This window comes from Acuticoccus sediminis, assembly GCF_003258595.1.
GTDB lineage: Bacteria > Pseudomonadota > Alphaproteobacteria > Rhizobiales > Amorphaceae > Acuticoccus > Acuticoccus sediminis.
In genome coordinates this window covers 1-13,439 of the sequence record NZ_QHHQ01000010.1, presented here as the reverse complement: position 1 = coordinate 13,439, position 13,439 = coordinate 1, and the positions used below count along the sequence as shown (strand labels likewise).

13 protein-coding genes, 1 other RNA gene and 1 pseudogene are annotated in these 13,439 nt (G+C 68.7%); 10 read left to right on the top strand and 5 right to left on the bottom strand.

Annotated elements, in window-relative coordinates; genetic code table 11:
* Positions 1–52 precede the first annotated feature (52 nt).
* The 3 genes from proX to proV all read right to left on the bottom strand — a co-directional run bounded on the left by proX (position 53) and on the right by proV (position 3,706).
* Positions 53–1,072 (bottom strand): glycine betaine/L-proline ABC transporter substrate-binding protein ProX, encoded by a 1,020-nt coding sequence (gene proX / locus DLJ53_RS30240; protein ID WP_111352057.1) that lies wholly within the window; start codon positions 1,070–1,072, stop codon positions 53–55.
* Positions 1,073–1,155: 83 nt separating this feature from the next.
* Positions 1,156–2,481: a glycine betaine/L-proline ABC transporter permease ProW gene (gene proW, locus DLJ53_RS30235; protein ID WP_111352056.1), complete on the bottom strand. Its 1,326-nt coding sequence runs from the start codon at positions 2,479–2,481 to the stop codon at positions 1,156–1,158.
* The gene (gene proV / locus DLJ53_RS30230) at positions 2,474–3,706 is read right to left on the bottom strand and encodes a glycine betaine/L-proline ABC transporter ATP-binding protein ProV (RefSeq protein ID WP_111352055.1); all 1,233 of its coding nucleotides are present in this window, start codon (positions 3,704–3,706) and stop codon (positions 2,474–2,476) included. The genes proW and proV overlap by 8 nt, the downstream gene beginning before the upstream one ends.
* Before the next feature lie 246 nt (positions 3,707–3,952).
* On the opposite strand from proV, the gene DLJ53_RS30225 reads away from it, so the two are divergent.
* From DLJ53_RS30225 to gap, 4 genes are all read left to right on the top strand, one after another.
* Positions 3,953–4,651 carry a metal-dependent hydrolase gene (locus DLJ53_RS30225; protein WP_111352054.1) on the top strand — a complete coding sequence of 233 codons (699 nt, stop codon included), beginning with the start codon at positions 3,953–3,955 and terminating at the stop codon, positions 4,649–4,651.
* Positions 4,652–4,670: 19 nt separating this feature from the next.
* On the top strand, positions 4,671–5,285 hold the full coding sequence (locus tag DLJ53_RS30220) for a LysE family translocator (protein WP_111352053.1): 615 nt from the start codon (positions 4,671–4,673) through the stop codon (positions 5,283–5,285).
* 250 nt (positions 5,286–5,535) lie between these two features.
* Positions 5,536–5,693, top strand: a non-coding RNA gene (ssrS, locus tag DLJ53_RS30215) — 6S RNA.
* Positions 5,694–5,897: 204 nt separating this feature from the next.
* Positions 5,898–6,899 (top strand): type I glyceraldehyde-3-phosphate dehydrogenase, encoded by a 1,002-nt coding sequence (gene gap / locus DLJ53_RS30210; protein WP_111352052.1) that lies wholly within the window; start codon positions 5,898–5,900, stop codon positions 6,897–6,899.
* A gap of 251 nt (positions 6,900–7,150) precedes the next feature.
* Here the strand turns inward: gap and DLJ53_RS30205 are convergent, their stop codons facing one another.
* Positions 7,151–7,429 carry a hypothetical protein gene (locus DLJ53_RS30205; RefSeq protein ID WP_111352051.1) on the bottom strand — a complete coding sequence of 93 codons (279 nt, stop codon included), beginning with the start codon at positions 7,427–7,429 and terminating at the stop codon, positions 7,151–7,153.
* 349 nt (positions 7,430–7,778) lie between these two features.
* Here DLJ53_RS30205 and DLJ53_RS30200 point away from each other — a divergent pair, with 349 nt between their 5' ends.
* Both DLJ53_RS30200 and DLJ53_RS30195 read left to right on the top strand, forming a co-directional pair.
* Positions 7,779–8,351, top strand: a complete 573-nt coding sequence (locus DLJ53_RS30200; RefSeq protein ID WP_111352050.1) for a GNAT family N-acetyltransferase — start codon at positions 7,779–7,781, stop codon at positions 8,349–8,351.
* 68 nt (positions 8,352–8,419) lie between these two features.
* Positions 8,420–9,499, top strand: a complete 1,080-nt coding sequence (locus DLJ53_RS30195; protein WP_111352049.1) for an aldo/keto reductase — start codon at positions 8,420–8,422, stop codon at positions 9,497–9,499.
* A 117-nt stretch (positions 9,500–9,616) separates the two neighbouring features.
* Here the strand turns inward: DLJ53_RS30195 and DLJ53_RS30190 are convergent, their stop codons facing one another.
* Positions 9,617–9,799, bottom strand: a complete 183-nt coding sequence (locus DLJ53_RS30190) for a CsbD family protein (RefSeq protein ID WP_111352048.1) — start codon at positions 9,797–9,799, stop codon at positions 9,617–9,619.
* A 234-nt stretch (positions 9,800–10,033) separates the two neighbouring features.
* Here DLJ53_RS30190 and DLJ53_RS30185 point away from each other — a divergent pair, with 234 nt between their 5' ends.
* From DLJ53_RS30185 to DLJ53_RS30170, 4 genes and pseudogenes are all read left to right on the top strand, one after another.
* A complete protein-coding gene (locus DLJ53_RS30185) occupies positions 10,034–11,236 on the top strand; it encodes a phosphoglycerate kinase (protein WP_111352047.1) in 1,203 nt (400 codons plus the stop codon).
* A 46-nt stretch (positions 11,237–11,282) separates the two neighbouring features.
* On the top strand, positions 11,283–12,317 hold the full coding sequence (locus DLJ53_RS30180; protein ID WP_111352046.1) for a class I fructose-bisphosphate aldolase: 1,035 nt from the start codon (positions 11,283–11,285) through the stop codon (positions 12,315–12,317).
* A gap of 33 nt (positions 12,318–12,350) precedes the next feature.
* Positions 12,351–12,935 (top strand): thiamine phosphate synthase, encoded by a 585-nt coding sequence (locus DLJ53_RS30175; RefSeq protein WP_111352045.1) that lies wholly within the window; start codon positions 12,351–12,353, stop codon positions 12,933–12,935.
* 8 nt (positions 12,936–12,943) lie between these two features.
* Positions 12,944–13,439, top strand: a pseudogene (locus DLJ53_RS30170) (hypothetical protein); the annotation flags it as partial.

Genomic DNA, 13,439 nt, shown 5'->3' with positions numbered 1-13,439 from the left:
CCTTGGATGCGTGTTCGCCGGACCTCCCGCGAGGGGCGGGAAGGGGCCTGCCTCAGTCGGCCGAGGCGGCGCGGGCCTCCTCGAGCCAGCCGTTCCACTGCTCCTGGTGGCCCTTGATCCAGGCGTCGGCGTGGCGCTCGATGTCCGCCTCCGAATCCTGGCCGTCGCGCATCAGAAGGTTCTCGGCCGAGATGTCGTTGGCCGAGAGCTTCATGATGGAGAAGAGCTTGGCCGCGGACGGGTTCGCCTCCGCGAACTCGCGGTTCGCGACGATGCGCTGGTCGTTCGCCTGGAAGCCGTAGTTCGAGCCGTCCGGAAGGGCGGTGTCGACGTCGGCCCGCTCGCCCGGGAGCGAGGAGAACGGCACCTGCAGCCAGACGACGTCCTCGCCCGGGACCAGCACGCCGGAGACCCAGTACGGGGTCCACGTGTAGTAGAGGATCGGCTCGCCGTTCTCGTAGCGCGTGATCGTGTCGGCGATGATGGCCGAGTAGGATCCCTGGTTGTGGGTGACCGTGTCGCGCAGGTCGAACGCGTCGAGCTGATGCTCGATCACCTTCTCGCAGCCCCAGCCCGGGGTGCAGCCGGTGAGGTCGGCCTTGCCGTCGCCGTCGTTGTCGAACAGCTTGGCGATCTCCGGGTCGGAGAGCTGCGAGATCTCGGTGATGTTGTGCTCGTCGGCGGTCTTCTTGTCGATCAGGTAGCCCTGCAGCGCGCCGGGCGAGTAGACGCCCTCGCGGTAGAGCTTCTCGTCGCCGCCGGCGGCGTTGTAGAAGTCGATGTGGAGCGGGTCCCAGTGGTCGGCCATGAAGGTGCCGTCACCGTTGCCGAGCGCGACGTGACCCGCCGCATACTCGAGCTCCTTGATGTCCTGGACGTCGTAGCCGAGCTCCTCGAGCGCCTTCATGACGAGCATCGTCTGGAAGGTCTCCTCGGCGATCGACGACTTCAGCGGGATCACCGTGACGCCTTCGCCGGGCTTGTCCTGTGCGAACGCCGTGCCGCCGACAGCCAGGCCGAGGCCGGCCGCGGTGATCGCGGCGACGCTGGTGCGGGTGAACTTGCGGAACATGAAATCTCCTGGACTGGGTTTCGGGTGCGGCTCTCCGCGAGCCGCGTGTCGGTGCCGGGCCGGCGCGCGGGGCGCCGGACGGCTCATTCGGCGGGACTGACGCCCGCGGTGGTTGATGGGGCCCGCCGGGAGCGGACGAACAGGCGCCGCACCAGGCCGATCGGCCCGGTCTCGTACCAGGCGACGTTGCCGCGATCGCGCTTGGAGACGCCCATCGCCTGGGTCATCCGGTCGATGATGATGGCGAGCAGCACGATGCCGAGGCCGCCGACGGTGGCGAGGCCCATGTCGAGCCGGCCGATGCCGCGCAGCACCATCTGGCCGAGGCCGCCGACGGCGATCATCGACGCGATCACCACCATCGAGAGCGCCAGCATCAGGGTCTGGTTCACGCCGGCCATGATGGTCGGCATCGCCACCGGGAGCTGCACCTTGCGCAGGAGCTGCCCCTTCGAGGCGCCGAAACTCTTCGCCGCCTCGATGAGGTCCTCCGGCACCTGGCGGATGCCGAGGTTGGTGAGGCGGATCAGCGGCGGCAGCGCGAAGATGATCGTCACCACCACGCCCGGCACGTTGCCGATGCCGAACAGCATGACGATGGGCACGAGGTAGACGAAGGCGGGCGTCGTCTGCATCGCGTCGAGCACCGGCCGGGTGATCGCCGCCACCCGGTCGTTGCGGGCGAGGAGGATGCCCGACGGCAGGCCGATCAGGATGCAGAAGAACACCGAGGTGAAGACGAGCGCGAGCGTCACCATCGCCTGGTCCCACGCGCCGATCAGGCCGATGAAGGCGAACGACAGCACGGCGCCGACGCCGAGCCGCCGCCCCGCCGCCTGCCAGGCGAGGAGGCCGATGAGGACGAGCATCACCAGCGCGGGGACGCCGAGCAGCGTCGATTCGATGGTCGACAGCACCCCGTCGATGGGCCAGCGGACGGCCTGGAACACCGGGCGGAAGTTCGCGACGACGAAGTCGAGCGCGCGCTCCACCCACGCCTCCAGCGGGATGATCGCGTGGTTGAAGGGGTCGAGGATGTCGAAGCTCGGCGCGTCGGTCGGCGCGTCGAGGCCGGACAGCCAGTCGGTGCTGGCGCCGTCCGAGGCGCCGGGGCCGTCGGCTCCGCCCGCCGCGCCGCCGGAGGTGCCGCCCCACGGATTAGGCGCCGCGTCAGCCGCAGATGCGTCCACGCCGGCCGGGGTGTCGGCTTGCGGGGCGTCGGCCTGCGGGGTGGGGGCGGCCGCGTCGGAGCCGCCGGAGCCTGTGGCCCAGGGGTTGCTGCTGGCGGGAGCGTCGCTGCCGTTCCCGCCGCCGCTCTGGGCGGCCCACGGGTTGTCGGCCTGCGCCAGCTCGATGCCGGGCGCGGCGGGGTCGGAGGTCGTGGTCGATGTGTGTGTGAACTCAGACATGGGCGACCTCGGCGTCGGTATCCGCGGCGGGGGCGTCGTCCCGGTGGAGCGCGCCCAGAAGGACCGCGCGGGACACGACGCCGAGATAGCGCCCCTTCTCGTCGACGACCGGGAGACCGCAGGGCGCCGCGTTCACCTCGCCGATGACGTCGCCGATGCGCCGGTCGGCGGCGAGCGGCTGGACGTCGGGGAGGAACGCCGCGGCGAGGTGCGTCTCGGACTTGCCGAGCTGATCCTCCAGGCTCGCCGACGAGACCACGCCGTGGAACTTCTGCTGCCGGTCGACGATGTAGGCGAAGTCCCGGTCGGCCTTGGCGATCCGCTCGCGCGCGGCGCGCAGCGTCCCGTCCCGGTCGAACATCGACACCTGCTGCTTGGAGGCGATGTCGCCGACCGTCAGGACCGTGGAGACGTCGACGCCGCGGAAGAAGGAGCGCACGTAGTCGTTGGCGGGGTTGGAGAGGATCTCGTCCGGCTTGCCGACCTGCACGACGAGACCGCCCTGCATGATGGCGATCCGGTCGCCGATGCGCATCGCCTCGTCGAGGTCGTGGGAGATGAAGACGATCGTGCGCTTCTCCTTCTCCTGCAGCGCCAGCAGCTCGTCCTGCATCTCGGTGCGGATGAGCGGGTCGAGGGCGGAGAACGCCTCGTCCATCAGGAGGATGGACGGGTCGTTGGCGAGCGCGCGGGCGAGGCCGACGCGCTGCTGCATGCCTCCCGACAGTTCGTTCGGATAGCTCTGCTCGTAGGGGGCGAGGCCGACCTGCTCCAGCGCGGCGCGGGCGCGGGCCTCGCGTTGCGCGAGCGAGACGCCGGACAGCTCCAGCCCGAACGATGCGTTCTGCAGCACGGTCATGTGCGGCATCAACGCGAACGACTGGAACACCATCGAGATGTGCTCGCGGCGGAAGGCGTTGAGCTCCTTCTCGCTCATCTGCGCGATGTCGCTGCCCTTGACGACGATCTCCCCGGCGGACGGGTCGATGAGGCGATTGAGCATCCGCACCAGCGTGGATTTTCCGGAGCCGGAAAGACCCATCACGACGAATATTTCGCCTTCCTTCACGTCAAAGGTGGCATCGCAGACGCCAATGGTCATCCCCGTACGACGGAACACCTCATCTTTGGTGAAACCTTCATGATAAAGCGCGATTGCTTTATCCGGGTCGGGTCCGAAAACCTTGAAGAGGTTTTTGACGGAGAGCGCGGCATCTGCCTCCAAGACGGCTAACCTTTCCTTCTGGGGATAGGATCTAGGTGTATGTCGTCAATCTGCTGCGTCAACCGGCGCGGGGCGAATTGGTGTCGGGATTCGGCTATGCGTCGCCCCCGGGCGCCGGCGCCCGGGGGCGGCGCGGGGTCGGGACAGGGAGTGGCGGAAGCGTGCGGACGCGCGTTCCCTCTATGCATCGCGCCCGGGCGTGCTAGGTCCTCGTGAAACACGCGACGCAAGCGTCTGGAGGATTCCATGCAGCTCACCTGGTACGGCCACGCCACCTTCCGCCTCGACATCGCCGGGCAGTCGATTCTCATCGACCCGTTCCTCACCGGGAACCCGACGTGGGGCAAAGGCTGGCAAGAGGCCGCCGACGGCATCACCCACATCCTGCTGACGCACGGCCATGGCGACCACATCGGCGACACCGTCCCCGTCGCCAAGGCGACCGGCGCGACCGTCGTGTCGAGCTTCGACATCTGCAACTTCGTCGGGCGCCAGGGCATCGAGAAGGTGAACCCCGGCAACCACGGCGGCACGCTCGACCTCGGCGGCGTCGCGGTGTCCTTCGTCAACGCCTTCCACTCGTCCGGCTTCGACGTCGACGGCAGCCCCGTCTACCTCGGCAACCCGCTCGGCTTCATCATCACCGCGCCGGGCGAGAAGACCGTGTACGTAATGGGCGACACCGGCATCTTCGGCGACATGGGCCTCTACAACGAGATCTGGGAGCCGAAGGTGGGCCTCGTGCCGATCGGCGACCGCTTCACCATGGGCGGCAAGCTCGCGGCTCTTGCGTGCAGGAAGTTTTTCAATTTCGATACCGTCGTGCCCTGCCACTACGGGACCTTCCCGATGCTCGACCAGACGCCCGACACGTTCCTCGCCGAACTGGGCGACAAGGCCGGCATCGTGACCATCCCCGAGGTCGGCAAGGCGTTCTCGCTCTAGGTCCGGCGGCCTTCCAGACATGTTCGACGTCTCGATCCTGATCACCTTCGTGCTGGCCTCGGCCGCGCTCGCGATCGTCCCCGGCCCGACGGTCAGCCTCATCGTGGCCAATTCGCTGCGACGGGGGCCGGCCGCCGGCCTCGCCAACATCGCCGGCACGCAAGTGGGCGTCGCGACGATGATCCTGGTGCTGATCGCGGGTCTCGACGCCATCGTGACGATGATCGGCGAGGCGTTCGTCGTGCTGAAGCTCCTGGGCGCGGCCTACCTCGTCTGGCTCGGCATCAAGCACCTGCGCTCGGATGGCGAGCTCGCGCGGGTGGAGGGCGATTCGCGCTCCCTCCTCGGCTACGCTGTGCAGGGCTTCTTCGTGATCTGGGCGAACCCGAAGGCGCTCCTGTTCTTCGGCGCCTTCATCCCGCAGTTCGTCGACCGTAGCGAGCCGATCGGCATCCAGATCGCGGTGTTCGGCGGGATCTTCATGCTGGTCGCGGGCATCTTCGACTGCATGTACGCGGTCCTCGCCGGGCGGGCCGGTCAGCTCCTGACCCGCTCGCGCGTGCGGCTGGCGGAGCGGCTGACCGGCGGCCTCCTCGTCATGGGCGGCACCGCGCTCGCCTTCGCCCGCCGCTGAAGCGGCGCCTGCCGCCGCCACGCGCCCCGCGGCGGCGCACCTCGTGCGAAGGTCCGACGCGGCCGTTTGTCGCCGTTCCGCGGCGCGTTCCGCGGGCGGCGTGGGCGCCCGCGGGTCCGGGGCGGATGCGCCTCCCGGCATCGCCGCGAGCACGAATCCGGGGCCGGCCGGACGCGGGTGTTCGGAAACGTCCGGGGAGCGCGAAATCGCCCTTTTCCAGACCCTTGGGCACGACTATATTGGGACCCAGGCGAGGCTGCGCGGTTCGTTAGGACAATTGCATCCCCGGGGCCTTATCGATCCTAAAGGGAGCTGTCCCTGTTCCGGCTCGTGGGCTGGAGCAAAACGGCGCCCACCTACTTTGTAGGTCCCGGGATCGAACCGTCCGACGGCCGATGTGGCTTCGCCCCCCATCCCCTTTCGGGGCTCGCCCGGCACGGGCGGCGGTCCTCCCGCGGCGACCGGCATCGTGCCCCTCGGCACTCCCCCAACCTCCCTCGGCACAACCCGATTTTTCGCGCTTCGGTAAATCCTGAGTGTAGCGCTATCTTGCCCTTCGCTCGCGGATGACGCACATGCGCTCCCAAAGACCAATTCTCTGGAGGGCACGGCATGACCGTCAAGCTGGCTATCAACGGGTTCGGGCGTATCGGACGCAACGTGTTGCGCGCAATCGTTGAAAACGAGCGCACCGATGTCGAAGTCGTCGCCATCAACGATCTCGGGCCGGTCGAGACCAACGCGCACCTCCTGCGCTACGATTCCGTGCACGGGCGGTTCCCCGGCACCGTCACCGTGAACGGCGACACCATCGACCTCGGCCGCGGTCCGATCCGCGTCACCGCCGAGCGCGACCCGAAGGCGCTGCCCTGGTCGGACGTCGACGTCGCGATGGAGTGCACCGGCATCTTCACCGCGCGTGATAAGGCCGCCCTGCACCTCGAGAACGGCTCCAAGCGCGTCCTCGTCTCCGCCCCGGCGACGGGTGCGGACAGGACGGTCGTCTTCGGCGTGAACGACAAGGCGCTGACGAAGGACGACCTCGTCGTCTCCAACGCGTCGTGCACCACGAACTGCCTCGCCCCGGTCGCCTACGTCCTCAACAAGACGATTGGCATCAAGCGCGGCTTCATGACGACGATCCACTCCTACACGGGCGACCAGCCGACGCTCGACACCCTCCACAAGGACCTCTACCGCGCCCGCGCCGCGGCGATGAACCAGATCCCGACGTCGACCGGCGCCGCCAAGGCCGTCGGCCTCGTCCTGCCGGAGCTGAACGGCAAGCTCGACGGCGTGTCGATCCGCGTCCCGACCCCGAACGTGTCGGTCGTCGATCTCACCTTCGAGGCGGCGCGCGACGTCACCGTGGACGAGATCAACGCCGCGATCCGTGCCGCGGCCGACGGCGAGCTGAAGGGCATCCTCGGCTACACCGACGACAAGCTCGTCTCGATGGACTTCAACCACGATTCGCACTCGTCGATCTTCGCGACGCCGGAGACGAAGGTGATGGACGGCAACTTCTGCCGCATCCTCTCCTGGTACGACAACGAGTGGGGTTTCTCGAACCGCATGACCGACACCGCGGTCGCGCTGGCGAAGCTCATCTAGCTCGCAAGGCCCGGCGCGCCCGTCTGGCGCGCCGGCACTCCGTCCCGGCCGCCTTCCGTGGCCGGGATCCCCGTTCCGGGCCACCACGACCGGCGGCCGGACCTGCCGGGCAAGGCTGAAATCCGCCTCCGGCCGCAGGGCATGCAACCGCCTGCCACCCCGGCCTTCGTCCGCGCCGCACGCGACGACGTTCACCCTACGCTTCATCAGGCAGACCGCCGTCGCGCGGCGAATCGCCGACCCGGCGCGGGTCAGATGAAGAGGTCGTGCGTCTGCATCGCGAAATCGGCGGCGCCGAAGTCCTCGAACGTGACGGCGGGGCCTGCATCGTTCGGAGCGGCAAAGGACGCGTCGTCCTCCTCCGGGCCGAAGATCGAATCCTGGAACAGGATCTCGTCGAAGATGTCCGGCGCGTTCGCGGCCGGCGCCGTCCCCTGGTCCGCCGGGGCGTCCTGCAGGTTCGAGGACGCGACGTCCGGCGCGATGACGATTTCCACCCTGCGGTTTTCCGCGCGCTCTTCCGTCGACATGGCGACACTCCCTTCATTGGCGGACGACCAGAACCGGCCGCCCAGCCCGAGGTAGTGACTGCCCGGACGCAACCCTGTGCCGGCGAGCACGCCGTCCGTTGCCGGGGCAGCACGTTGACGATCGTGGCGTTTCGGGGTGTCCGGCCGCCACGTCGTCTTCGGCGTACGCCGGCCCGGAACGCGGCCGCCGCCCGTTCCGGCGGCGCAAAATCCCGCAATCCTAGCGCGATCGGTCCCGCCACTCTGTGTTGAGGAGCACAGCCTGCCGTTTTGGCTGGTGCAATCTCCCATCCGGGAGTGATCCACATCACCGGCCGCATTGCGCTCGCGGCCCAACGGAGCCGATCGCATGCACATCGAACCGCCGTTCCGTCTGGCCACCGCGGCCGACGGCCCGATCCTCGCCCGATTCATCATGTGGGCGGGCGAGGGGCTTCCGATGCTCGTCTGGCAGGACCTCGCGGGCGACGGCGGCGATCCGTGGGCCATCGGCGGGGAACGGATGGCCCGCAAGGCCGAGGCCGGCGAGGTCATCGTCGCGGACCGGGACGGGGCGGCGGTCGCGGGGCTGATGGGCTACCCGATCCGCGACACGGAGGGGACCGACGGCATGCCGCCCCGCTTCGTCCCGCTGCAGGAGCTCGAGAACCTCGCGGTCGGCTCCTACTATATCCACGTCCTCGCCACCTTGCCGCAGGCGCGCGGCGAGGGCTGGGGCGGCAGGCTCATCGACCTCGCCGAGGGCATCGCCGCCGAGGAGGGCATCGGCGAGATGTCGATCATCGTCTCGGACGCCAACCGCGGTGCGCGGCGACTTTACGAGCGCAAGGGCTACGGCGAGGCGGCGCGCCGTCCCGCGGTGAAGGACGGATGGGAGAACCCCGTGACGGACTGGGTCCTTTTGCGCAAGAGTCTCTCCTGAACCGAAGCGGGCGCCGGAGGCCGGCGGCCACCCGCGATGCGACGATCCGGCCGGTGGGAGAGTTCAGGATGGAATATTCGCCGCTCGGCCAATCGGGCATGATGGTCTCGAAATTCGTGTTCGGCACCGTCACCTTCGCCGGCACCCACGGCTTCCATCAGGTCGGCTCGACGGGTGTCGACGACGCGCGCCTCCTGATCGACATGGCGATCGACGCCGACGTCAACGCCTTCGACACGGCCAACATCTATTCGCGCGGCGATTCGGAGATCGTCCTCGGCGAGGCGATCCATGACCGGCGGGACGACGTCCTCGTCTTCACCAAGGTCCGCACCGCGATGGGCGACGGACCGAACGACCGCGGCGCTTCCCGCGTCCACATCATGCGCCAGATCGACGCGTCCCTGAAGCGGCTCAAGACCGACTGGATCGACCTCTACTGGGTCCACCAGTGGGACGGCGTGACGCCCGTCGAGGAGACGGTCGGGACCATGCAGGACCTGATCCGAGCCGGGAAGATCCGCTACTGGGGCGTTTCCAACTATTCCGGCTGGCAGCTCGCCAAGACGGTGATGACAGCGCGGATGATGGGCGCCCCGCAGCCTATCGCCCAGCAGATCAACTACACGCCCGAGGCGCGGCAGGCCGAGTACGAGCTGCTCCCGGCCGGCGAGGACCTCGGCGTCGGGGCGATGATCTGGAGCCCCCTCGGCGAGGGGCTGCTGACGGGCCGGATCGACCGCGACACGCCGCCCGCGCCCGGCACCCGCCAGGCCGACTGGCCGGAGCCGCACATCATCGACACCGGAAGGCTCTGGGACGTGATCGACGTTCTGAAGGGCGTGGCGGCGGAGGTCGGGCGCAGCGTGCCGCAGGTGGTGCTCGCGTGGCTGCGCGACCGGCCGAACGTGCATTCGATCGTCCTCGGCGCGCGAACCGCGGCACATCTGGAGGACAACCTCGGGGCCCTCGACCTGACGCTGACGCCCGAGCAGGCGGCGCGAATCGAGATCGTGGGCCGTCCGGCGGCGATCTTCCCGCTGTGGCACCGCGCGCTCAACGGCATGGACCGCGTGACGGAGGCCGAGCGATCCTACCTCGAAGGTCACCGGGAGGCGGTGCTCGGCGGGCTGCGCAAGGCGGACTGACGTCGCCCGTATGGCACGAAAATGCCCGCACGGCGGAACCGCGCGGGCGCTCCTCGACCAACCAGGGGTCCGAGGGGAGGGGCGAGGACATCGTCCCTCCGTTCAGTCAGGCTGGGCTCAGACCTTGTCGCCAAGCGCGCCCTTTACGGCGCCCTTCGCCTTGTCGACTTCACCGCGGGCCTTCTGTTCGTGGCCCTCTGCTTCCATCTTGCGGTCGCCGGTCGCGCGGCCTGCCGCGACCTTGACCGAACCGGCGGCCTCTTTCGCGTGGCCCTTGGCCTTGTCTTTCAACTCACCCATGACACGAACCTTTCAGGTTAAGTCCGCACCGTCGAAGCGGCGGTGGGACCTAACAAATGTTCGGGACACGACCGGGTTTCATGACATCTCAGTAATTTTTTCACCGCATTAATCGAATGCGTCATCCGGCCATGGCAATGCCGCACTCGTCTCGTTCTGACCGTGTAGACCGTTCCCACAAGCGTGCTTCGCGTTTAAGAAAGCTGCGGTTTTGAATGGTGACTGGAGGATCCGTTGTCCGACGCCCGTACCCTTGATGACATTGGACCCGTCGCCGGCAAGCGCGTCCTCGTCCGTGTCGACCTGAATGTGCCCATGAAGGACGGGGCGGTCTCGGACACGGCGCGTCTCGTCGCGGTGAAGCCGACGGTCCTGGAGCTTGCGGACAAGGGCGCGAAGGTGATCCTTCTCGCCCACTTCGGTCGGCCGAAGGGCGAGCGGATCGCGGACATGAGCCTCGAGCCGGTGGTCGGCGCGCTGGCCGAGACGCTGGGCCGCGACGTCGCCTTCGCGTCCGACTGCATCGGCGAGCCGGCGGCCGAGGCCATCGCCAGGCTCCCCGACGGCGGCATCCTCGTCCTGGAGAATACCCGCTATCACAAGGGCGAAGAGAAGAACGACGCCACCTTCGCCGACGCCCTCGCCGCCAACGGCGACATCTACGTCAACGACGCCTTCTCCGCCGCGCACCGCGCGCACGCCTCGACCGAGGCGATCGCCCACCGTCTGCCGGCCTACGCGGGCCGCTCGATGGAAGCCGAGCTCACCGCGCTCGCCAAGGCGCTGTCGCACCCCAAGCGGCCGGTGATGGCCGTGATCGGCGGCGCGAAGGTCTCCACCAAGATCGAGCTGCTCGAGAACCTCGTCTCCAAGGTCGACGCGCTGGTCGTCGGCGGCGGCATGGCCAACACGTTCCTGCACGCGCTGGGCGTCGACATCGGGCACTCCCTGGTGGAGCGGGAGATGGCCGACACGGCGCTGAGGATCATGACGGCGGCCGAGCGGGCCGGCTGCGCGATCATGCTGCCTAAGGACGCGATCGCCGCGGAGAAGTTCGAGGCGGAATCGCCGCACATCCACGTCGGCGTCAACGAAGGCATCGACCACGACAAGATGATCCTCGATGTCGGCGGCCGCACGGTCCACCAGATCAACGAGGAAATGGACCGCGTGAATACGCTGGTCTGGAACGGTCCGCTCGGCGCGTTCGAGCTGAAGCCGTTCGACCGCGGCACGGTCGCGGTCGCGCGCCATGCGGCCAAGCGCACCGCGGCGGGCATGCTGTCCGTGGCCGGTGGCGGCGACACGGTGGCGGCGCTGGCGCATGCCGGTGTGGCGGACAAGTTCACCTATCTTTCGACGGCCGGCGGAGCCTTCCTGGAGTGGCTGGAAGGCAAGCCCTTGCCGGGCGTCGAAGCTTTGAAGCCGCACGATTAAGCGGTAGAAGAAGCGAAACGAAATCTAAAGCGCCGAGAGGTTTGAGATGAGTGAGACGTTGCAGGACATTGCCGCGGCCATGATGGCCGATGGTCAGGGCATCCTGGCTGCGGATGAGTCCACTGGTACGATCCAGAAGCGTTTCGACCAGATCGGTGTCGAGAACACCGAGGCGAACCGCCAAGCTTATCGTGAGCTGCTGTTCACTGCCGACGAGGCAATGAAAAACTATGTTTCGGGTGTCATCCTCTTCGATGAGACCCTGCGGCAGTCGACGCTGGACGGTCGCCGCTTCGCCGAGGTGATCAAGGCGGCGGGCGCCGTCCCGGGCATCAAGGTGGATGCCGGCGCCAAGCCGCTCGCCCTCTTCCCGGGCGAGAAGGTGACCGAGGGCCTCGACGGCCTGCGCGGCCGCCTGCAGGAGTACTACAAGCTGGGCGCCCGCTTCGCGAAGTGGCGCGCGGTGATTGACATCCTGCCGGCCGAGGGCCTGCCGACCACGGGCGCGATCGCCTGCAACGCCCATGCGCTGGCGCGCTATGCGGCGCTCTGCCAGGAGAACGGCATCGTCCCGATCGTCGAGCCGGAAGTGATCATGGACGGCCCGAACTCCCACCACGACGTCGACACCTGCTACAAGGTGACCGAGCTGACGCTGAACATCGTGTTCGACGAGCTCTATGCGCAGCGCGTGGACCTCACCGGCATGATCCTGAAGCCGAACATGATCGTGCCGGGGCAGAACGGGCCGCAGGTGTCGACCCGCGAGGTCGCCGAGCGGACCGTCGAGTGCCTCAAGGCGACGGTGCCGGCGGCGGTTCCGGGCATCGCCTTCCTGTCGGGCGGCCAGTCCGACGAGGCGGCGACCGAGCACCTCGCGATCATGAACCAGATCGGCGGCTTCCCGTGGAAGATGACCTTCTCCTACGGCCGTGCCCTGCAGCAGGCGTGCCTGAAGGCGTGGAGCGGCAAGAAGGAGAACGTCCCCGCCGCGCAGGCCGCCTTCAAGCACCGCGCGAAGATGAACGGTCTCGCCGCGCTGGGCCGCTGGCGTGCCGAGGACGAGCGCGAAGCTGCGTAACCGGTCGAGAGCGATGATCGTGAGGTTCATGGCATGCAAAGGCTGATCCTCACGGTGCCCTCCGGCACCGCGCCGCAACGCGTCGCGGCGGCGCTGGAGAGCGGTGATGTCGCTGCGGTGGTGTTCGGAGGGCCCGATGTGCCCTCTGAACTCATTCTGGCGGCGCAGAATGCGGGCGCGGCGGCGCTCGTCGAGCGCGAGCTGACCGAGGGCAGAAACGCCTGGCCGGTGCCCGACATCGCCGACGGGGTGCACCTGACGGGCGATTTTGCCGCACGGATCGCCGCGGTCGAGACACGGCCCGAGGGGCTGACGGTGGGCGCGAGCGCCGCATCCCGACATGAGGCGATGACCCTAGGCGAAGCCGGGTCCGATTATGTATGGTTCGGGACGACGGCGAGCTTGTTGGAGTCCGCGGCGGAAATGGCCTGCTGGTGGCAGGCCCTGTTCGAAGTCCCGGCCGTCCTCGCGGGGCCGGCGGACGACGCCGCCATGGCCCTGATGATCGCGACACGTGTGGAGTTCATCGCGGTGAATGTGTTCGAGTCTGACGCCGATCCCGCTGGTCGGGTGGCGGCCATCAACGCGCTGCTACGAGAAGGCGCCGTGACATCGTGAGGCGCGCGATGGTGGCGCTCGCGGCAGGGATTGTCGCTGCGTCGACGGTGGCCCCCGTGCTGGCGCAGTCACCCCCTGCGGGCGAACCCGCCGAGGCCGAGCAGCAGCCCGGCCCCCTCGGCCGCATCGGCCGTTTCACCGGACGGATGACCGACCGGGTGACGGGGACCGTGCGCGGCCTTGTGCCCTCGTTCGGCCGCGACAGCGACGAGGAGAGCGCCGGGCCGATGGTCCTGTCGCCCGCGCAGCCGGCACCGGCCGCGCCGGCCGCGGGCGTCGCGGGGACCGGCGCCACGCCCCAGTACCCGACCGCGGCATCCTCCCTCGCCCCCGCCGAGCCGGCGCCGTCCGGACCCATCCGTCTGACGCCGGAGCCGTCCGCGCCGTCCCGCGCGGCGACCGCCGCGCCGGCACGCCCGGCGCCGACGCCGTCCGCCGCACCGCGCGCCGTCGAGCGTGCCGCGACGCCGGCACCTGCTGCCCCCGCCACGCCGACGGAACCGT